The 20,025-nt window shown below is 45.2% G+C and carries 19 protein-coding genes, 1 tRNA gene and 1 pseudogene; 10 read left to right on the top strand and 11 right to left on the bottom strand.

The annotated features are described in order from the left end of the window. Positions 1–127 precede the first annotated feature (127 nt). Positions 128–472, top strand: a complete 345-nt coding sequence (locus tag C7Y66_RS01880; protein ID WP_106544271.1) for a hypothetical protein — start codon at positions 128–130, stop codon at positions 470–472. Further along, positions 469–696: a hypothetical protein gene (locus C7Y66_RS01875; RefSeq protein ID WP_106544270.1), complete on the top strand. Its 228-nt coding sequence runs from the start codon at positions 469–471 to the stop codon at positions 694–696. The genes C7Y66_RS01880 and C7Y66_RS01875 overlap by 4 nt, the downstream gene beginning before the upstream one ends. 40 nt (positions 697–736) lie before the next feature. Here the strand turns inward: C7Y66_RS01875 and C7Y66_RS01870 are convergent, their stop codons facing one another. Together C7Y66_RS01870 and purM are read right to left on the bottom strand one after the other, a co-directional pair. Then, the gene (locus C7Y66_RS01870; RefSeq protein ID WP_106544269.1) at positions 737–1,993 is read right to left on the bottom strand and encodes an MFS transporter; all 1,257 of its coding nucleotides are present in this window, start codon (positions 1,991–1,993) and stop codon (positions 737–739) included. 169 nt (positions 1,994–2,162) lie between these two features. Continuing rightward, complete coding sequence (gene purM / locus C7Y66_RS01865; protein ID WP_106544268.1) at positions 2,163–3,194, bottom strand: phosphoribosylformylglycinamidine cyclo-ligase; 1,032 nt, start codon at positions 3,192–3,194, stop codon at positions 2,163–2,165. 486 nt (positions 3,195–3,680) lie between these two features. On the opposite strand from purM, the gene C7Y66_RS01860 reads away from it, so the two are divergent. Together C7Y66_RS01860 and C7Y66_RS01855 are read left to right on the top strand one after the other, a co-directional pair. Further along, complete coding sequence (locus C7Y66_RS01860; RefSeq protein WP_106544267.1) at positions 3,681–4,739, top strand: septal ring lytic transglycosylase RlpA family protein; 1,059 nt, start codon at positions 3,681–3,683, stop codon at positions 4,737–4,739. A 173-nt stretch (positions 4,740–4,912) separates the two neighbouring features. Then, entirely contained in the window at positions 4,913–6,550 is a 1,638-nt protein-coding gene (locus tag C7Y66_RS01855; RefSeq protein WP_106544266.1) for a bifunctional pantoate--beta-alanine ligase/(d)CMP kinase, read from the top strand. On the opposite strand, the gene C7Y66_RS01850 is transcribed toward C7Y66_RS01855, so the two are convergent. Beyond that, positions 6,547–7,071, bottom strand: coding sequence for a TIGR02281 family clan AA aspartic protease (locus C7Y66_RS01850; RefSeq protein ID WP_106218046.1), 525 nt, complete (start codon positions 7,069–7,071; stop codon positions 6,547–6,549). The genes C7Y66_RS01855 and C7Y66_RS01850 overlap by 4 nt on opposite strands. A gap of 466 nt (positions 7,072–7,537) precedes the next feature. Here C7Y66_RS01850 and petE point away from each other — a divergent pair, with 466 nt between their 5' ends. Beyond that, positions 7,538–7,957: a plastocyanin gene (gene petE / locus C7Y66_RS01845; protein ID WP_015157412.1), complete on the top strand. Its 420-nt coding sequence runs from the start codon at positions 7,538–7,540 to the stop codon at positions 7,955–7,957. A 273-nt stretch (positions 7,958–8,230) separates the two neighbouring features. Here petE and C7Y66_RS01840 read toward each other — a convergent pair whose 3' ends face one another. From C7Y66_RS01840 to nagA, 5 genes are all read right to left on the bottom strand, one after another. Continuing rightward, positions 8,231–9,709, bottom strand: a complete 1,479-nt coding sequence (locus C7Y66_RS01840) for a CoA-acylating methylmalonate-semialdehyde dehydrogenase (protein ID WP_106544265.1) — start codon at positions 9,707–9,709, stop codon at positions 8,231–8,233. Between the two features lie 146 nt (positions 9,710–9,855). After that, positions 9,856–10,311 (bottom strand): orange carotenoid protein N-terminal domain-containing protein, encoded by a 456-nt coding sequence (locus tag C7Y66_RS01835; RefSeq protein WP_106544264.1) that lies wholly within the window; start codon positions 10,309–10,311, stop codon positions 9,856–9,858. A 209-nt stretch (positions 10,312–10,520) separates the two neighbouring features. Further along, a complete protein-coding gene (locus C7Y66_RS01830; RefSeq protein ID WP_106544263.1) occupies positions 10,521–10,904 on the bottom strand; it encodes a DUF423 domain-containing protein in 384 nt (127 codons plus the stop codon). Between the two features lie 89 nt (positions 10,905–10,993). Then, on the bottom strand, positions 10,994–11,686 hold the full coding sequence (gene bchM, locus C7Y66_RS01825; protein WP_106544262.1) for a magnesium protoporphyrin IX methyltransferase: 693 nt from the start codon (positions 11,684–11,686) through the stop codon (positions 10,994–10,996). 50 nt (positions 11,687–11,736) lie between these two features. Next, entirely contained in the window at positions 11,737–12,906 is a 1,170-nt protein-coding gene (nagA, locus tag C7Y66_RS01820; RefSeq protein ID WP_106544261.1) for an N-acetylglucosamine-6-phosphate deacetylase, read from the bottom strand. Between the two features lie 137 nt (positions 12,907–13,043). Between nagA and purE the strand changes: the two genes are divergently transcribed. After that, positions 13,044–13,562, top strand: coding sequence for a 5-(carboxyamino)imidazole ribonucleotide mutase (gene purE, locus C7Y66_RS01815; protein ID WP_106544260.1), 519 nt, complete (start codon positions 13,044–13,046; stop codon positions 13,560–13,562). Between the two features lie 839 nt (positions 13,563–14,401). Further along, on the top strand, positions 14,402–16,027 hold the full coding sequence (locus C7Y66_RS01810; protein WP_106544259.1) for an ammonium transporter: 1,626 nt from the start codon (positions 14,402–14,404) through the stop codon (positions 16,025–16,027). Positions 16,028–16,257: 230 nt separating this feature from the next. Here C7Y66_RS01810 and C7Y66_RS32790 read toward each other — a convergent pair whose 3' ends face one another. Beyond that, positions 16,258–16,392 (bottom strand): hypothetical protein, encoded by a 135-nt coding sequence (locus C7Y66_RS32790; protein ID WP_255409920.1) that lies wholly within the window; start codon positions 16,390–16,392, stop codon positions 16,258–16,260. Positions 16,393–16,409: 17 nt separating this feature from the next. Between C7Y66_RS32790 and C7Y66_RS01805 the strand changes: the two are divergent. Both C7Y66_RS01805 and C7Y66_RS01800 read left to right on the top strand, forming a co-directional pair. Further along, positions 16,410–16,793: pseudogene (locus C7Y66_RS01805) on the top strand (ammonia channel protein); the annotation flags it as partial. A 693-nt stretch (positions 16,794–17,486) separates the two neighbouring features. Continuing rightward, positions 17,487–17,560 (top strand) — tRNA-Pro (locus tag C7Y66_RS01800). Between the two features lie 57 nt (positions 17,561–17,617). Here C7Y66_RS01800 and C7Y66_RS01795 read toward each other — a convergent pair. Both C7Y66_RS01795 and C7Y66_RS01790 read right to left on the bottom strand, forming a co-directional pair. Beyond that, the gene (locus C7Y66_RS01795; RefSeq protein WP_106544257.1) at positions 17,618–18,397 is read right to left on the bottom strand and encodes an ABC transporter permease; all 780 of its coding nucleotides are present in this window, start codon (positions 18,395–18,397) and stop codon (positions 17,618–17,620) included. Further along, positions 18,394–19,332, bottom strand: a complete 939-nt coding sequence (locus tag C7Y66_RS01790) for an ABC transporter ATP-binding protein (RefSeq protein WP_106544256.1) — start codon at positions 19,330–19,332, stop codon at positions 18,394–18,396. The genes C7Y66_RS01795 and C7Y66_RS01790 overlap by 4 nt, the downstream gene beginning before the upstream one ends. 269 nt (positions 19,333–19,601) lie before the next feature. Between C7Y66_RS01790 and C7Y66_RS01785 the strand changes: the two genes are divergently transcribed. Next, positions 19,602–20,025: SGNH/GDSL hydrolase family protein (locus C7Y66_RS01785; RefSeq protein WP_255409919.1), on the top strand; the 424-nt coding region annotated here is incomplete at its 3' end.

The following is a 20,025-nucleotide window of genomic DNA, read 5'->3' as shown; positions in this document are numbered from 1 at the left end:
GATTCTAGAATTATTGCAGTTATAGTTGTCGTCTGGCTGTTGGGGGAATTCGTAGGGGTTAGCTCGCGCTGTTCCACGCAGAAGATGACATACTGGCATAGGCTGTTACTACTACAGGATCTAGCCTATGGCAAATTTACCTGACGAAACTATAGACACAATTTTCAGCTTAAAGCGACAACTGTGGCAGCTAATTAACCAAACAACAGCAGTAGGCTGGGCAATTTTAGAGGAGTATGGCGAGACAGAACAAACAATACCTACGCTTGAACAACTTGACAATCTCAGAGAACGGCTAACAGATCCTTACTCTCGTCTGCACGGAATTCTGTTAAGGGTTGGGGAATCTCAACCACTAGCGTCCACTACTATCCTAGATTTATTAGAAATAACAATTGAGCAAGCTCAAGCAACTCTTGCAGCAGCAGATGCTAGCATTCAAGAAGTTAGAAGAGATTTGAATCTACCATGACACAGAGAATTCAACAGCCAAATAAAGATGCGTTTGCTCGGTCAGTCAATCGTTTACGTGAAACTTGCCGACAGCTTGAAGCACTGACGCTATTAATGGATGACACAATCGCTCAAATAGAAACTGAAAATCAAAAAAGTTCTCTGTATCTTTATCGCATCCAAAGGGCAAAGCAATTGTTGAATTCTCCTCTCAAGAACATAGAAGATAGGAATCAAGGATAAATAGCAAAGGTAGCTAGTTAATCTCTATATAGCTTGCTAATTAGAAGTTCGATCGCAACCGATACGGGACTTCCTGCCAGAATAGCTTAATTGCGATCGCGCCGCTAATCAACTGAATGCCACCAAAAACGGCAAGTGAGGCGCCAAATCCAAACAGCAACAGTTCCCCGAATATCAGGCTGCCAATGCCAAATCCAGCAAACAGGACAAACACTTTGAGTCCCATTGTTTGACCTAAACTATTACTATCTCCCAAGTCAGTCACGATACCCACAAATAAAGGTTGCGTCAGGTCGTACCCTAAAGATAAAACGAGAACTGCGATCGTCGTTCCAATCGGGGGAATCTCAAAAATCATCGCAATTCCCGCTAAGGCTGCCATAATTAATCCTGCTGGAACCAACCAACGCCGTCCCCAACGATCCACGGCTCGTCCAATTAGAGAACTGAGCAGCAACCCAGGAATACCATAGCCGAGAATGGTCAGACCAATGCTCAATGCATCCATGTTGTAGCGTTGCGACAAGTACAACCCCAGCCATGTATACACGCCAGAGTGGTAGATGCCGTTCCATAAAACATAGGCATAAGTCCGTTTACCGCGAAAACTGCTTAAGATCTGGCTATAGCCTCTAAATATCTGGCGAATCGTCGGTAATTTTTCTACTTTGGCTGTATCGAATAAAGCGCCGTAAAGATGCAGCCGCCAAAGGACGAAAGCAGCGAAAACAGCCGTCCCGATAAATAGCGATCGCCACCCAATAAATGGTTCGAGGATCGCGCCACCCGCAGAACCCGCTGCCATTCCCCCTTCCATAGCTGCGAAAACCAGCCCTAATTTACTACCTCGCTGGTCGAATGGAAACAAATCGCCAATTAAGGCAAACGTGAGTGGAATCACTCCACTAGCACCCAGTCCTGTCAGCAGCCGCCAAATTACCATTTGCGAAGCTGTTTGAGCTGTTGCAGTCAAAGCCGTGCAGATGACAAAAATGATGAGCGAGATGCGAATCACCGACCATCTGCCAAATCGATCTGACAGCACGCCGTAGAACAGTGCCATCAGCGCGTAAGCCAGCATATAGGCTGGAACGATAATGCCAATTTCTTGAACTGGAACGTTAAATACTTCTGCCAAACGCGGAATCAGGGGAGCGATCGTATATCCTTGCAGAAAAATTAGACCCGCCGCCAGCGAAAGTAAGGCAAATAGGCGGTTATGCTGCTTTAAGCGAATTGCGCGATCGGCTGCTTCAGCGTGAGGTAAATGCTCAAGATGTTCTTTGCGGTTTGACATTGGTTTTGAGTATTTCAACTCACTGCCCACTCTAAATGTCTAGATGCTCAAAACTTAGCAACTAGGCTGAGAGAGTCAGAGCCAAAAATTGGCAGAGCAATGATCGTCATAAAAGTTAAAATTTCATGACAATTATATTATCATCACCTGCTTTTCTACCTTGAGAATTTCAGTCTTTAGGTATACCCTCAACGGTTCCACCACCAGCAATGACTTCTCCAATGACAAACCCCTCGACATCCTGAGAGTCAAACCACCGCAGCGTCTCTTCTACAGCTTGAGGAGGAACGATCGCCACGTAGCCAATCCCCATATTAAAAGTATTGAACATCTCTTTTTGACTGACTCCACCAACTTTCGCCAGCCACTGAAATACTGGGGGAGTTGTCCAACTATTCACATCCACGCGAATCGATTGCCCTGCACCCAGACAACGGGGTAAATTTTCCGGTATTCCTCCACCCGTAATATGTGCCATTGCATGAATTTCTATCCCAGAGGCGATCGCACCCAGTACGGGCTTGACATAAATCCGCGTTGGTGTTAGAAAAACTTCCCCCAAACTTTGACCGGAAAACTCTTCTGGGCGATCGCTCCAAGCATATTCCCCCACCTCAACAATTTTCCGCACCAAACTGTAGCCGTTACTGTGGACACCCTGACTGGCAAGCGCGATCGCCACATCCCCTATTTGTACCCTAGAACCATCGAGCAACTTGCTCTTTTCGACAATTCCCACACAAAAACCCGCTAGATCGTACTCTCCTGCCTGGTAAAAACCAGGCATTTCAGCGGTTTCACCCCCCAACAGCGCACACCCCGCCTTTTGACATCCCAAACTGATGCCACTCACTACTTGTGTCAGTTGCTCCGAGTTGAGCTTTCCCGTTGCTAAATAATCCAAGAAAAACAGCGGTTCTGCTCCAGAAGTCAGTACATCATTCACGCACATCGCGACTAAATCGATTCCTATCGTGTCGTGACGATTGAGCGCGTGAGAAAGTTTCAATTTTGTCCCAACTCCATCTGTCCCAGAGACTAAAACTGGCTCCGTGTAACCACTAGGGAGTTGAAAATAACCTCCGAAACCTCCCAATCCTCCAATCACTTCTGGGCGATGGGTACGATGCACTAGCTGGCGGATGCCTTCAACAAACGCCCTACCAGCTTCAACATCAACTCCTGCTGCTCGATAATCCATGCTGCCAGTTTCCTCAATGCGGCAGATAGCTCTGCTTCACGCATCAGCATTTTATCTTAATTTTGCTGCGCGACAGCATTCGCATTCTACGTGTTGCTTGAGGGCGATCGCCAATCTAAATATCACTTTATAGCTAAAAAGTTAAGTTTTAAACCAATATTTATTTACTTTTACTCTTTTTTAAGTATTTTAAGTAATATTAATTTTATTAAAAAAATAAGTTGTCTGGTTAGAGAGACAGAAAAGCTGAATTTGCCTCTCTGCAAAGATGTTATGCATCGCTTTACAAAAACTTTTTATTAAAATTAACAATTTCCCCTTGACATTACCGATCCTCAATGCAAAAACTTCGTGGTAGTCTGTTGCAGTTGAAACTTCAACATAAAAGCGTAATGAGTACGAGTTAGTGGGTTAATTTGAGACCATTCAAGTGGTGTCCCCACGTAACTTTTGCCGAAGTCGAGGAGTGCAATTCACAACGGAAGCATGAAAAAGCAAATTTTATTAACAACCGTTGCTCTGCTTACTACTGCCGTAGGCGTACCCCTGTCATGTTATGCAGAATCGCTGAATGCAGATTCTTCAAGAGATAACAGACAGGAGATCTCCTCAGCAGTGCAGGCTCAACCGCAGAATGTTGAGAAAGTAGGCGAAACCCAGTCCAGAGGCGAATCTAAAGCTAAAGAAGCCACGATCGCCAGAATCCAACCCCACGAAAGGGGCGATCGCCAAGCAGTGACGCTGTACGTGCGTAACATACCCGTACTGACATTTTTAGGCGACAAACAAGCAGCAAACGCTACCAAAGTCGGACAAACCCAAAGTGCCGAACATGCTGCTGACAAAACAACCCAAGTAGCAACCACAGGCAAGTTACCCAGCGTCGAGCCAACTTCAGCGAATAACGCCCCCATTTGGCAGGCAGCAGCAGTAGCAGCTAGACTCAACCAAATAAGTGCAGATGGTGTCGATGCCAGCAAAATTACAGTCAAATGGAACGACACTGGCAAATCTAATGCCAAAAAAGCATCAGAACGCTATGAAATTGCAATTGACGGCAAAAAACTGGTAGCAGTTGATGCAGATACCAGGCTACCAGAGCAGAACAAGAAAAAACTATCAGACGAGGCATTACAAGCCACTAACCGCTTGCGACGACTTTTAGGAAATGCTCCGCCCCTCAAAGAAGTGGCAGGAATGCCAGAACCCAAGCGATCGCAGCCACAAAATATTGCTTTCGCACCAGTGCGTGCCGTCCTGAATGGAGTTGCCTCTTGGTACGGTCCTGGTTTCCACGGCAATCGCACGGCTAACGGCGAAACTTACAACCAAAATGCCCTTACTGCTGCCCACAAAAGCTTACCCTTCGGAACGCGGGTACGAGTCACCCACGCGGGAACGGGTCGCTCAATTGTAGTCCGCATCAACGATCGCGGTCCCTACATTGGCGGTCGCATTATCGACCTCTCCGCCGCCGCCGCCCGCGTCCTCGGTATGGCTGGTTCGGGTGTTGCCCCTGTGCGAGTTGAAATCTTGGGAAGGTAGGGGAACAGTGACCAGTGACCAGTGACCAGTGACCAGTGGTTTATAGCTAGTTCTTAAGAGTCGTGAGTAAAAACACTTGCGACTTAAGACTTATGACTTCTCCTGCGTCCCTCCCCCTCTTCCGATCTGCTCTACAATAGAGTCGGGTTGAGACTAAAACAGAGGGGGTATTGGTGCGCCTGTTTGCAACGGTTGCAGCGTTACGCTGTTACTTAAGCGTGTTGAAAGCAGAAGCTAAGCGAAATCTAGCCGCTTCAGCTGAGATTACCGTCGGTTTAGTTCCGACGATGGGTGCTTTACACGCCGGACATTTAAGCTTGATGCAACGGGCGCGGCAGGAAAATGACATTGTGGTAGTCAGCATTTTTGTCAACCCACTACAATTCGCACCTACAGAAGATTATCAACAATACCCGCGTCAACTAGAAAGCGATCGCCAACTCTGCGAGCAAGCAGGCGTTGACATTATCTTTGCTCCCACTGCCGAGGATCTGGGGATTGGGGAGAGAGTAAAGGGAGACAAGGGAGACAAGGGAGACAAGGGAGTAATTACCAATTACCAACTACCAACTACCAACTACCAACTCACCCAAATTATTCCACCCCCAGAAATGACCTCAGTATTGTGCGGTGAATCGCGTCCAGGGCATTTTCAGGGTGTGGCGACGATTGTGACAAAACTATTCAATATAGTCCAGCCGAGTCGAGCGTATTTTGGTCAGAAAGACGGACAGCAGTTAGCCATTATTCGGCGGTTGGTGCGAGATTTAAGTTTGCCAGTCGAGATCGTTGGCTGTCCTACAGTGCGGGAAGCATCGGGGTTGGCAATGAGTTCTCGCAATCAGTATTTAACCCCAGAACAAAGAGAACGAGCATCATATATATATCGCGGTTTGCAGCACGCTCAAGCAGCTTTTATTGCTGGAAAGCGCGATCGCCAAACTTTATTAACAACTGTAGAGCAAGTACTTGCGCTGGCTGAGGGAGTGGCAGTAGAGTATCTGGAGTTAGTACATCCTGATACGTTACGACCAGTGAATAGAGTAGAGGAAGCAGGCACGATCGCGGTTGCCGCACGAGTAGGAACGACGCGGTTGATCGATAATATAATTTTGCGCGATCGCCAGCCGATTGTCGCCATTGATGGTCCGGCAGGAGTCGGCAAATCAACTGTATCGCGGTCGGTAGCGCGGGAGTTGGGGTTAGTCTACCTCGATACGGGAGCTATGTACCGCGCCTTAACGTGGTTGGTTCTAGAGTCGGGAATTTCAGTTACGGATCGGTGTGCGATCGCGGAATTAGCAAATCGGTGCGAAATTCAACTGGCTGCTAGCCTAGATGCAGCGCAACCCGTAAGAGTTTGGATTAACGATCGCGAAGTGACTTCAGCGATTCGTAGTTTGGCAGTAACGGCAAATGTATCTGCGATCGCGGCAATTCCAGAAGTGCGGCAAGTCTTAGTCAAGCAACAGCAGCAGTGGGGACAGAAAGGCGGCTTGGTGGCGGAAGGACGAGACATCGGCACGCAGGTTTTTCCCGATGCCGACCTGAAAATTTTCTTAACGGCTTCCGTGCAAGAAAGAGCTAAACGGCGGCAGCAAGACTTTTTAGCTCAAGGACAACCACAGGTGAGCTTGGAACAATTAGAACGGGATATCGCCGCGCGAGATTGGCAGGATAGCAATCGCGAGGTTGCGCCATTAAAAAAAGCTGCTGGGGCAGTTGAGATTATTACTGATGGTAAGAGTATTACTCAAGTCATTGCAGAAATTGTCTTGCAGTACGACCGAGTTTTTGCGAGAACCGATTAACGTGGCTGAAATTCCACCACATCTCGCCTAATCGTTACGTCATAATCTTCAAAGAAGTTCTGTCCCAATAGTGGATCTCCTTCAGTAATCGAAACTTTTGGTTCGCGAACTATAGCCTTGCCGACACTCATCGAAGCTACCTGTCCAATGGGGAATTCTACAATATCGCCATTGGCAATTTGTGCTTTGTGCGTACCAATTGGAACGACTCCTAACGCTTGCGCCATCTCAGTCGTGATGGTGGTTTGAGAAGCCCCAGTATCTAAAAGCATCTCAAATTTTTGTTGACCGTTAAAAGTTACGTCAATAACTGGTATTCCACTTTCGCGGCGCTTGATTTTTGCTTGAAATTCGCTAGCGTGAGCCGAATTTTTTTTTGGTAGACCGCAAACAGTAGATAAGTCAATTGTCTGTCCGGCAGAGTCAAGCATAAAACACCCATCTGCTTCTTGAGCGATCGCGGTTGTCTGAAATAGAGCTATTCCAGCAAGGGGAAGAAACAGCCTCAGTAATTGTTTCATATATGGTCAAATAGAAATTTTAGATAAAGCTGACAATAAATTTGTCATTGGTCATTTGGTAAAGATGAAGCACAAATGACTGGGTAGCAGCTATTGAACATCACCAAATTTATCCGGTGCGGCTGAATTGTAATTAGCAGTAGCTACTTATAGTTCTAGGAGCGCATCTCTATTTATTAAAATAAGCTTAAAATTTTGGGAATTCTTCCGTGATCCTGCTGGTCGGATTATGAAGATATTACAGATTGATTAAAAGCTGTGGCTTCGGGTTTCACCTATTGAGGCTAAAAGCAGAGGCGATCGCCTCATAGCAAACTAGTTATGGGCTACTTCCGACTGCTGCCTGCTGCTTTTAAGCCTATGTCGTGAGAGTGAGAATAAATTAGCCAGAAAGAGAATGAAGAATTAACATCCATAGTTGATAAAATTAAGTATGACAAATTGTCAAACCTGTTTGGAGAAGGTCATGAAACTATTTGCTGCAACTTTGCGGCGCTTGGGTTTAGCTGTTTTAACCATCGTTTTGGTTGCTAGTAGCTTTGCATTCTTTTCTGCCCCTGCCGCTGCTGAAACTTTTCAAGTTAAGTTAGGTACAGATAAAGGGATGCTGGCGTTTGAGCCATCCAAGCTGACTGTAAAGCCAGGGGACACCATTGAGTTTGTAAACAACAAAGTGCCTCCCCACAACGTTGTTTTCGATACAGCTGGCACTCCTAACAAGAGTGCAGATTTGGCAAAATCCTTGTCCCACAAGCAACTACTGATGACCCCAGGTCAATCAGTTTCAACCACTATTCCCGCTGATGCTCCTGCTGGAGACTACACCTTCTACTGCGAACCTCATCGTGGTGCTGGAATGATTGGTAAAGTTACGGTTGCTAGCTAGAAAGATAGCTACATCCTACTGGGAATAACCGAGCCATCTATATATCGTATAACAAGCCAAATGCCTCAGAGAGTCACCACCAATGACTTTCGAGGCATTTAAACTATGAACCGTTCGCAAAATTGTTTAAAGTCGCTCAAAATGAAAAAAACTTAGCATAGGAACTACAAAAATGACACTGCCACCAGGTTCAAATAGTTCTGGGTTGTTAAGATATTGGCGTACGTATAAGGCGATATTATTTTGACTTTTGACTTTTAACTTTTGACTTTTTCAAAACTGTCTCGACCAATTTTGTCGCCAGCGCTCTACAACAACTTTAGTCTGGGTAAAAAATTCAACTGCATGGTGTCCCTGTCCGTGCAAGTCCCCAAAGAAGCTTTCCTTCCAACCGCTAAAGGGAAAAAATGCCATCGGTGCGGCAACACCAATATTAATCCCGATATTACCAACTTCGGCTTCGTAGCGAAATTTTCGTGCGGCTGCGCCAGAGGACGTAAACAAGCAAGCCATGTTACCATACTGACCGCTGTTGATAAACTGAATCGCCGCTTCTATGCTGTCGAGGTGAATCAGTCCTAAAACGGGACCAAAAATTTCAGTACGGGCGATCGCACCTGCTGGATCGAGATCTTGTAAAATTGTCGGTTTAATAAAATAACCATCAGGATAATCGGAAATTAGCGACTCTCGACCGTCTACTAATGGTTTTGCCCCTGCGGTGATGCCTTGCTCTACTAAGTGCTTAATTCTCGACTGACTTTCAGCTGTAATTACAGGTCCCATCTGCACGCCTGAATCTAAACCATAACCGACAACGCGAGAAGTCGCCGCTTGAGCAATCGCCTCTGTAAATGTTTTTCCTGCTTCTCCTACCGTCACCGCTAACGAAGCCGCCAAGCAACGCTGTCCCGCACAACCGAAAGCACTATCGGCAACAATTCGAGTAGTCATGTCTATGTCTGCATCTGGCAATACGATGACTGGGTTTTTTGCTCCTCCTTGACATTGGGCGCGTTTGCCATTGGCAGTGGCGCGACTGTATACGTATCGAGCCACAGGTGTAGAACCGACAAAACTAATCGCCCGAATCACGGGAGAATCTAAAATCGCATCGACAACTTCTTTTGCACCGTTAACCAAATTGACAACACCCTTTGGTAGTCCCGTTTGTTCTATCAGGTGCATGACTTTTTGCATTGTCAGCGGGACTTTCTCTGAAGGTTTGATAATATATGTATTACCACAGGCGATCGCATAAGGTAAAAACCAAAACGGGATCATTCCCGGGAAATTAAACGGTGCAATAACTGCGGCAACTCCTACAGGTTGGCGGATGACAAATTCGTCAATTCCTTTAGCAATATCTTCCGAGTACTGTCCCTGCATCAAAATTGGGATGCCGCAGGCAACCTCCACATTCTCAATTGCTCGGCGCATTTCACCTTTTGACTCTTCCAAAGTCTTGCCACATTCTTGAGTAATTGTCCGAGCTATGTCTTCAAAATTTTCGTCTAATAGAGATTTGAGTTTAAATAAGTATTGAATTCGCTCCGTGGCTGGAGTGCGTCGCCAACTGCTAAAAGCGTTAGCGGCAGCGGTAGCAGCTCGATCTACGTCGGCGGATGTCCCCAAGGGAACTTGAGCGAGTAACTCGGTTGTGGCAGGATTGATGACTTTTAGATATTCAGTTGCACTAGAGTCGCACCATTCACCGTTAATGTAGTTTTGGAGAATTGCGGCGGAACTCATAATAATTACCTGCGATCGCTAAATCATATTTTACATAAGTAGGGGCGCACAGCTGTGCGCCCCTACCCGTGCGCCCCTACCCGTGCGCCCCAATGCTTATTTACGATTTAACGTGTTGTCTTAATTATTCTGAAAATGACGATCGCTTATTTAGCACCCATCTCGACAACAGCGCTACGCATAAAATTCAGTCGCTGCTCAAATTCAAGCTGCTTGATTTGCTCTACAAACTCATTTGTTTCTGCGGGTGGTTCGTAATCAGATGGCACGCCGATAATTCTACCGTCTTCCATTCCTTGTGCTAAGCGCAACCAAAGATCTAATTTGCCACTAGAAGCCAAAGCACTGTAGGCACGGCTAAGATCTGTGTCAGCACGATTAACAATATCGCGCTGTGCTTGCAGCTGTTCTTCTTGTGACAGTGCAACAAATTGATCGAATACTGCTGCTGCGGTATCCTGTGTGGAAGTTTCGTTTGCAGGTGTTAGCTTATCTTTAAGATCTAGATACCCAAACCACAACAATCCAAGTTGAGTATCGGCATCATAACGGCTAAACTGCTCTAGCGATCGCTTTGTACTTTCATCAGTCGCGTAAGTCATAAAACTCTCCGATTGCAATAATTGCTGCTTGCTAGCTGGCGAGGTAAACTTTTGTAACCTCTTTCATAGTTTTAGTGCAGCGATCGCCTCACTTAACCTTGCTAGAGACAGATATGGAGATTTCAACTTACGACAGATGAATTTGTTATTTATCATTTGTGAGTAGCTAGCCACCAGCGTTCATCGCCACTCTTCACTACTTACTTAACTTACTTATTATTTAAGGCAGCGATCGCCAATGCACCCCACCCAGCAATAAAAGCTGCTCCTCCTAGTGGAGTAATTGCACCGACGACCTTAATTCCTGTTAAGCTTAAGGCGTACAAACTGCCGGAAAAAATTAGAATTCCAATAATAAAATTCCAGCCAGCGGCTATTAATGCAGGCTGAGCAAATTGTTCGCCACTGGTTCTAATTAATAAAGCCACGAATAGAAGTGCTAGAGCATGATACATTTGATATCTAGCACCAGTTTCAAAAATTTCTAGCGATCGCTCAGTTAATTTTTCTTTTAGAGCATGAGCGCCAAAGGCTCCTACACCAACAGATAAACCACCAAATATAGCAGCGATCGCCAGAAAGAATTGACCCATCAGCCAATAACCTATATTCCAGACTTTCTTATTATTTCATCTCTTAATTCAAGGACTTGCTGGCTTTATAATTAATTCCGATTTGGAAATCATTTTCGAGTTGCTTCTATTAAACGAGAAAAATAGAAGCGAGTCTTTGTCATTGCCTGACGCTGCACGGAAAAACCGTTTTTTTCTAAAATTTTGATGACTGTTGATGCTGGGTGTAAATAAGCACGGGTAGCTTTACTTGCACCAGGAAAGAAACTACCAACTTTTTTCAGCAAACTAAGCGCAAAAGTTTTTGGGGCAAAACTCAAAATTATGCGCGTCTGTGCTAAAGAACAAAGATGAGAAATCATTTGCTCTACTTGTTCTTGAGGATAATGGATTAAAACATCAAGACAAATCACAGTATGATAGCGATCGCTTAGTGTTTCTAAATCTTGCACGGTCAGAGTCAGATTATTAACCAAATCTCCCAATTCTGCTCTAGCTTTGTCTTTGGCTTCTGATACCATCATTTCTGACAGATCGCTAGCGTACACCCTAGCACCTGCCTGCGCCAGAGGAATGCTGAGGCTACCCACTCCACATCCTGCATCGCAAATAGATATTTCCGATAAATTGCCATCTGCTTGCAACCACCCAATAACAGTATCTACAGTTTGTTGGTGTCCGTTGCGAATATCGAGTTGGACTTTGTTAACGTCATTGGTAATACCATAAATCCGTCGCCAGCGGTCAAATCCCGTTGTATTGAAATATTCTTTAACAATTGTTTTATCGTCTGTTGCAGTCATATAGATAGGTTATTATTTTGGTTCACAAACCTTAAATTTATCACTATATGTCACTGCAATCTCTTCCACGTCAGTTCTTGGCTGTCTGGTTTTATCTGCCAGCGTAGGAGTTGATGAAAGGGAGTACCGAGTTGAATTGTGGGAAGATCGATCGCCTGTCGCGGTACGGTGGTGGCAAGTGCGATCGCTGTATCTACGTCACAAAGATCCCAGCGAACTAGGTTCTGGACTCCTACGAGTAGTGGTAGAGTCGTACCAGCCAAAGTACCATCGAACAGTCTAGCCGTACCGTTTTTCACGTCTATTTGCCGCGTATCCCAAGGATAAACACCGTCTGAAAGCCCCAGAGGTGCTAAGGCATCGCTGACAAGAAAGATTCCTCGTTCGTAACAGCCAGCGCGGAGTAATACTTGAATTATTGTGGGGCAAATATGTTGTCCGTCAGCAATTAACCCACATTTCACATGAGGATGTACCAAGGCAGCACCTAACAATCCAGGTTCTCTGTGGTGGAGTCCCGGCATAGCATTAAAGGCATGAGTCACCATTGTTGCCCCTAGTTTAAAGGCTTGTTCCGCTTGAGTTGCCGTGGCAAGGGAATGACCGAGGCTGACTGTTATACCGAGAGAACGCAAATAGGTTATGGCTTCGCCCGTGGGATCTAATTCTGGGGCAAGGGTGATAACTTTAACTATGCGAGCGTATTCGCCTAAAAGTTGCTGAATGTATGGAATTGTCAGCGGTAATAAATATTCTGCTGGATGAGCGCCGCGCTTTTGCGGATTTAAAAATGGTCCTTCAAGGTGGACTCCTAAAACTTGAGCGGTTGGTAGAGATGTGGTTTGCTGCTGCATATAGTCAGCAATAACGCCTAGCGATCGCTGTATATTTTCTACAGAAGTCGTAACTAATGTGGGTAAATAAGCATCTATGCCTCGTTGCCACAAGTATTCAGATATATTTTGCAATTTATCGATATCAGTCGGTTGCAATTCTGTAAATGCTAATCCTAGCGCCCCGTTAATCTGCAAATCGACTCCACCCAAAGATATTCGATCGGCTGCTAGATTGATAATTTGTAAATTAGCAGGCGGAATTTTTTTAATAAATCGATCCATTGGTTCAATTGCGGAAATTTGACCGTGTAGGTCGATCCGAATTCCCTGCAATTGCGCGTAACCAGGCACGCGAGCATTAATAATATCTACTGCATGAGTCATCGATCGGTCACCCTTATCCAAAAAATCTATCTCAATTCCAGTGCCAATTTAGTTTATAACTAACCCTATCTCTCTATTTCTCGCCAGGTCGAACCAATGCATTCCTCACTCCTCATCCCTCACTCCTCACTCCTCTTATGACTCAACCCCAAATTGGCATTATTATGGGTAGCGACTCCGATCTACCGACAATGCAAGATGCGATCGCAGTTTGCGAAGAATTTGCTTTAGCCGTAGAAGTGGCGATCGTTTCTGCCCACCGTACCCCAGAACGAATGGTAGAGTATGCCCAATCCGCTCACCAACGCGGACTTAAAGTCATTATTGCTGGTGCTGGTGGTGCTGCCCATCTACCAGGTATGGTTGCTGCTCTCACACCCCTACCCGTGATTGGCGTTCCCGTGGCTAGCCGTCACTTACAAGGGCTAGATTCGCTTTATTCAATCGTGCAAATGCCTGCGGGAATTCCTGTGGCTACAGTAGCGATCGGTAATGCGAAAAATGCTGGCTTGTTAGCCATACAAATTTTGGCAGCTCATCAACCAGAGTTATTGACAAAGGTACAAAAATATCGCCAAAGCTTGGCAAATACTGTGATGGAAAAGCAAGCAAAGTTAGAACAGATAGGTTATCAAAAATACATAGCTAATTTGTAGTTCATCATCTATGAGTTTGTGCTGAAAGCATGAAGAACGGTTATCTCACTCTGTCTGCAAACAACAGGTATCAAACAACAGAGATCGAACACCAGGTAATCTTCTGTTCAAAGGGCGATCGCTTTCTTTGTTCGCTGCTTTACGTTAAGCCAGATAAGCGATAAATTGAATCCGATTGGCATGTAGCTCGATTCGATACTTGTGGCGATCGACAAGGGCTAACTATCAATTGAAACCACGGACATTCTAGTTAAGCACGAGTGCTGTCTATGATGCAAAGGTAAGTGCAATCAAAATGCTTGCTTACCTAAATATACTTAGTACTATGTAATAAAATATACTAGGATTTAAGGGGTTGGACGGAGATGGAGCGATCTGAAGTCAAGTCACTGAGAGCGCATCAGTTCAAGCACTCAGTTTGACTCAATCCCATTACTGGCAATAATTTTGCCCTAGTTGCATTGTTTGAATTTTCTGGGCTGCATTTTGCTGTATTTAGATTTGTCAGGAAATCTTGATTTAATGTAACTAATGATACAGAATCAAAAATAGAAAAAATACAAAATCTTAATTCTAATACACAACAAGCTAATGGTTTTCACGGGTAAAAGTGTTGACTTCAATCTGCCCATACTGGTGTATGCATACTTTTTTGTAGATTTAAACCTACAGCTATGAGTAGCGCCAAGTTTTGTGGTAGCTAGCTTACAACTGAAAAAACACCACGAGATCGACAGCATCTGGTTATTGAGTTTAAATATAGCCGCTTCTGAATCGATAATTGGTAGCTAATCAGCCACTTTATCGAGTTTTTGCCCGCTTGAGGATAGTTACAAGTGATGACGTTAAAACTAAGACCCAAAAATAAACGCAGAATAAATAGAAAGCGGCTGCCTGCTGCTGGAATGAAGCGTTTATCTCAGCATACATCTCTATTCGCGCAGCTAAAGTTGGCGGTGAAGCGATTGTCTCCTTCTTGGCAGGCTTGCATTCCCCTAACAGTAGTTATTGTGCTGGCATGGGGTTATGCCGCAGTTGCCCAAGATGCCGCACCTGCAAGTCAAGATAAAGTAGCAGAGGAATTACAAAATCTCAAGGTAGGAATAGATACTCTTTGGGTGTGTATTGCTGCCTTTTTAGTGTTTTTTATGAATGCTGGTTTCGGGATGTTGGAAACTGGCTTTTGCCGTCAGAAAAACGCTGTTAACGTCTTGTCAAAAAACCTGATCGTATTTGCCCTTTCTACCGTGGCGTTTTGGGCGATTGGATTTGGTTTAATGTTCGGCGATGGCAATCCCTTCGTTGGTACGACTGGCTGGTTCTTAGCGGGAGCAGATAACAGTCCGGCAACAGCAGAGGCATACAAAGGCGTATTTGGTGCGCTCAACTGGGCAGGAGTACCCTTGCTTGCCAAGTTCTTGTTCCAACTTGTATTTGCTGGTACTGCTGCTACGATTGTTTCGGGTGCTGTAGCGGAACGGATCAAGTTTGTTGACTTCTTAATCTTTAGCGTATTGTTAGTCGGGATTGCGTACCCAATTACAGGTCACTGGATTTGGGGTGGCGGTTGGTTAGCAAAAGCTGGATTCTGGGACTTTGCTGGTTCCACTGTAGTCCACTCTGTAGGTGGTTGGGCGGCTTTGATGGGTGCGGCATTCTTAGGACCAAGAATCGGCAAATACCAAAATGGTACTTCAGTCGCCATGCCCGGGCATAACATGAGTATTGCCACTCTAGGCTGTTTAATTCTGTGGTTGGGCTGGTTTGGTTTCAACCCTGGTTCTACGATGGCAGTCAGCCCCAGTATTGCTCATATTGCAGTCACGACTAACCTAGCTGGTTCTATGGGCGGGATTGCTGCTACTATCGTTGCTTGGCTTTACTTGGGTAAACCTGACTTGTCCATGATTATCAACGGTATTCTGGCGGGTTTGGTAGCAATTACTGCTCCTTGTGCTTTCGTAAGCGTGCCTTGGTCGGCGGTAATTGGTCTGATTGCTGGTATCATTGTTGTCTTCTCCGTTACCTTCTTCGACAAAATCAAAATTGATGACCCTGTAGGTGCAACCTCCGTTCACCTTGTCTGTGGCATATTCGGGACTCTGTGCGTAGGTTTATTTGCTGAAGGTCCAGGTGGAGCGCTGAACTTGTATGAAGACGGATTGGGACCTACCAGAGGATTGCTGCTCGGTGGTGGTTTCTCACAACTATGGGCGCAGTTCATTGGTGTCATCACCGTTGGTGGTATGACTGTCCTGTTATCTACTATCTTCTGGTTAGCGCTGAAGGCAACTTTGGGAATTCGCGTGACTGCCGAAGAGGAATTTGAAGGCTTGGATATTGGCGAACATGGTATGGAGGCATACAGTGGCTTCCTCAAAGAAACCGATGTGACTGGGTTTGCTGATACTAGTGCTACTAATATGGGTAAGCGGGCTGGCGATGTATCTAGCAATCCTTACTAGGCTTTTTAACTAAACTTTTTCTAGTTTGTAGCTAGTTAAGTAAAAATAACCTGCTGTCAGTTTCAATCCAATTTAAACTGACAGCAGGTTTTTTATTGCTCTATCGCAAGGGGGATGACAGCAGGTAAAATGTATCTCCAAACACAGAATCATGGCTTAGATATTGATGGAATGGTATCCACGCGGCATAGATGAAATTGTTTTACAACTGTTGGAAGTCTAAGGAAAAATCAGTGTTGCAAAAAGTTTCGTCGCGATCGCCATTGTCTTTGGGCTAATATTCTCACTTGCGGGACAAGCAGTTGCTGCACCGAGCGACGTAAATGCAGCGATCGCCAATGCTCAAACCGCAGCAGATACGGCATTTATGCTGATGTCGGCTGCTTTAGTCTGCTTCTATGCCGTCACTTTTAAAGCAAAGTTGCAATTTGACGATTCCCTCGATACTTTTCCCGTGCATGGTGTGGGCGGAACAGTGGGCGCAATTCTCACGGGTATCTTCGCTACTACGGAAGTTAATTCAGCTGGTAAAGATGGTTTGTTACGGGGAAATTTCAACCAATTTATCGTTCAAATTGTTGCAGTTTTAATTGCTTACGCGATCGCCGCGATCGGGACTTTTATCTTAATGAAAATTTTGGATATTACTGTAGGACTGCGACTCAAACCAGAAGCAGAAGTTCAAGGTATGGATATTAGCGAACACGGTGAAGAAGGCTACAATGAAGAGTTTGGCGAACGACTGTCATTTACCGAGCCAAAGTGACAAATTATAAAGTGATAAATTATTCAGAGCGCAGATTGAATCTTTCTCGTGTTTCGATTGAGTTAGCATCACAGTTCAGTCTAGCTTTGCCTGAGCTACTAATAGGGATTTAGTCATGCCATATCCCTGTTTTTTGCTGTACAAAATCTGCACGAACTCAATGAATTGTGCGTTGAAGGGCTGGGAAAATCTTGACAAATCAGATAGCTACCATATTTATACTGATTTTATTAGTAACTACTCTATCGGTTTTAGGGAAATTTACTGTTATCGATCTAAATTAGCGTGAAGTAGTCTGAAGAAGTGGACCAGGTTATAAGTTGCCTGAGCCAAAAAGCTCAGGCGATTTCTTCTCGGTTTCTCGCGTAGAAAGATATGTATAATCAAGTTTTCCTGAGAGCCATTCTTGCTATTTCATCGCGCAAACAGTAAGCTGTTCTCTCTGTGAAAACTTTTACTCATTTTAGCCGATCCATATACTGCTTGATATATAAAATTTCAAACTTTACAGAAACATTGAAATTCTATAGCGTTTTCCATGCAGGTGTAATACATGCGTAGGGGCGCACAGCTGTACGCCCCTACAGATCTATGTACCTCATCCCCTGTCTGACCCAAAAGCGAAATTTCAGCAGGTAGACAGGTATGTTACAATGCTTTGAGGTTGAGTCATCTAATGACTCAAAACGATCGCGGGATGTAGCGCAGCTTGGTAGCGCACTTCGTTCGGGACGAAGGGGCCGCTGGTTCGAATCCAGTCATCCCGATTTTATCAATGCAATCTGGTGCGATCGCTAGAAGTATTCTGGGATGGTTCAGTTCAACTATTGAATTAACTGCGGATAAATCTGTCGCCAAGCTAAGACGGTAAAAACGCTCAACCACAATAGTAACCACACAACCTGTAAATACCAGAATTGAGGTAAGCCCAGCGACCAACGCAGCAGGTCAACTAGTGCCGATAAGGGTAAGATATTAGCAACATAACCCAAAATTGGTGGCAGGGTATTGCGTGGGAAATAAGTGCCACACAGAGTAAACATGGGAACGACAAATAAAAAGATTGGCACGTTAATTTGATCTACAGTCCGTACCGTACCCGCAGTAAACAGCCCTAACGCACCAAAGAGCATACTACCCAAGATAATTAAAGGTAGAGATCCTAGCAAATGCCAACCCGAGTATAGCCCTAAACTCATTGCAACTAGACCAGTCAATATCCCTGCCATTGAGCCTTTCGTCGTTGCCCACAACCAATCGCCCAAGAAGACTTCAGTAAAACTCAGGGGTGCGGTGAGTAGCGCTTGCCATGTCTTTTGGTAACTCAGACGGATAAAACTACCGAAAGCACCTTCAAAAAAAGATTGGAAAAGTATCCCTACTGCAATCATGCCGGGGGCAATAAATTGTAAGTAGCTAACGGTTTGCCCTTGATAAGTTACATCGCCAATCAGAGGGGTTAAACCGTAGCCGAATGCAATTAAATAGATCAAAGGCTCGGATAATGGTGGTAAACTGTTAACTAACCAAGTTTTTTGATACACCTTGGCATGACGATGCCAGACAGAATATATACCCCAAGCTGTAACTGAAATCCGTTTCATGCCAGTGCTGTTCCTGTCAGTCGTAAGAAAACATCTTCGAGATTAGTAGGACGACGAATGGGCGGAGTTGGAGTTATAGTATTGAGCTGCTGCCAAAATTGGGGATCTGCTGGTAGCCCAAGCAAAAAGCTATTACCAAATGGGTGATACCAAGTACCTGCTTGTTTGGCAAGCTGTTGAATCGTGGATTCAGGCACTCCGATAATTTCCGCCACTTCTAAACCTACTGTACGTTCGATTAACTCTACGGGCGTGCCGCGATCGAGAATTTTGCCCTGCTGGAGTAACAACAAGCGATCGCACAGCCGTTGCGCTTCATCCATATAATGAGTTGTCAACAGCACTCCGCAACCGTTTTGTTTTAATTGCAGTACCAAACGCCAAAAATCTTGTCGTGCATTTGGGTCGAGTCCTGTTGTCGGCTCGTCGAGAAATACGACTTGAGGGTGGTTAATCAAAGCGCGTGCTAGCACCAACCGCCGCTTCATCCCACCTGAGAGTTCGTCAACCAGGGAACTGCCACGGTCTTCTAATCCTACCAGAGCCAACAATTCCCCGGCACGTTGACGTGCTGCCGCTCCAGTAATTCGATAGTGGTGGGCGAAATAAGTTAAATTTTCCCAAACTGTAAAGTCAGGGTCGAGATTGTCTTCTTGGGTGACAATTCCCATTTTTGCTCTAGCTGCTCGTCCCTGCAACTGAATTCTATTTTGCCCTAACTGGACGAAGCCGCGATCGGGTCTGACAGAACCATAAAGCATTCTCACAATTGTCGTTTTTCCCGCACCGTTGGGACCGAGCAAGCCTAAAATCTCTCCTGGATTGAGGGTGAAGTTGACTCCCTGTACGACTGGGCGATCGCGATAGGATTTCCACAGGTCGTAGGCTGCGAGCGCTACCGCTTCAGTTTGTGACGATCTAGCAATGCTAGTCATAGATTGTGGTGCTGACTTAGGGCTGTTGTTGGCAGATAGCTCGAACAAATCGTGCTAACTCCTTTGTAATACATTGTAGTATAGCAGGGGATTATTGTATGTCTAGCAGGGAAGATGATTCTAACTAATGGTAGAATTTTCTGTCAGTTGTCAGCAAACAGGAGTCAGGAGTCAGGAGTCAGGAGTCAGGAGTCAGAAGTCGGAATTAGGAATTAAATTCTCCCTCTGCTCGTGCGCTCGTGCGCTCGTGCGCTCCCTGGTAAAATTAGATGGCAAAAAAAAAGAACGTTAAAATCAAAATTCTCGCTACAGGACTTGCGATCGGTTCGTGTATTGTCCCCCTACAAGCACAAGCAAAAACTCCTTTCAGTCAGATCGTCGTGTTTGGCGATAGTCTTTCCGATACGGGGAATACATTTCAAGCTACAGCTACAGGCATTCCTCCCAGTCCGCCGTACTCTGAAGGACGTTTCTCTAACGGTTCGATCTGGATAGATTATCTGGTAGACAATTTAGGGTTAAGTCGCGATCGCCTTACGAATTACGCTTTTGGCGGAGCCACGACTGGCAAGAATAATACTACTGCCCCACTACCTCCCAACACGCCTCCTTTACCAGGATTGCAGCAGCAGCTAGAGAATTTTAAAGCTCGGCATCCCAAAGCCGATCGCAGAGCGCTTTATGTTATATGGG

The sequence above is a fragment of the Chroococcidiopsis sp. CCALA 051 genome (assembly GCF_003015105.1).
Taxonomy (GTDB): domain Bacteria; phylum Cyanobacteriota; class Cyanobacteriia; order Cyanobacteriales; family Chroococcidiopsidaceae; genus Chroococcidiopsis; species Chroococcidiopsis thermalis.
The sequence above is the reverse complement of the archived record's forward strand: the minus strand, read 5'-3'. Positions and strand labels throughout refer to the sequence as shown.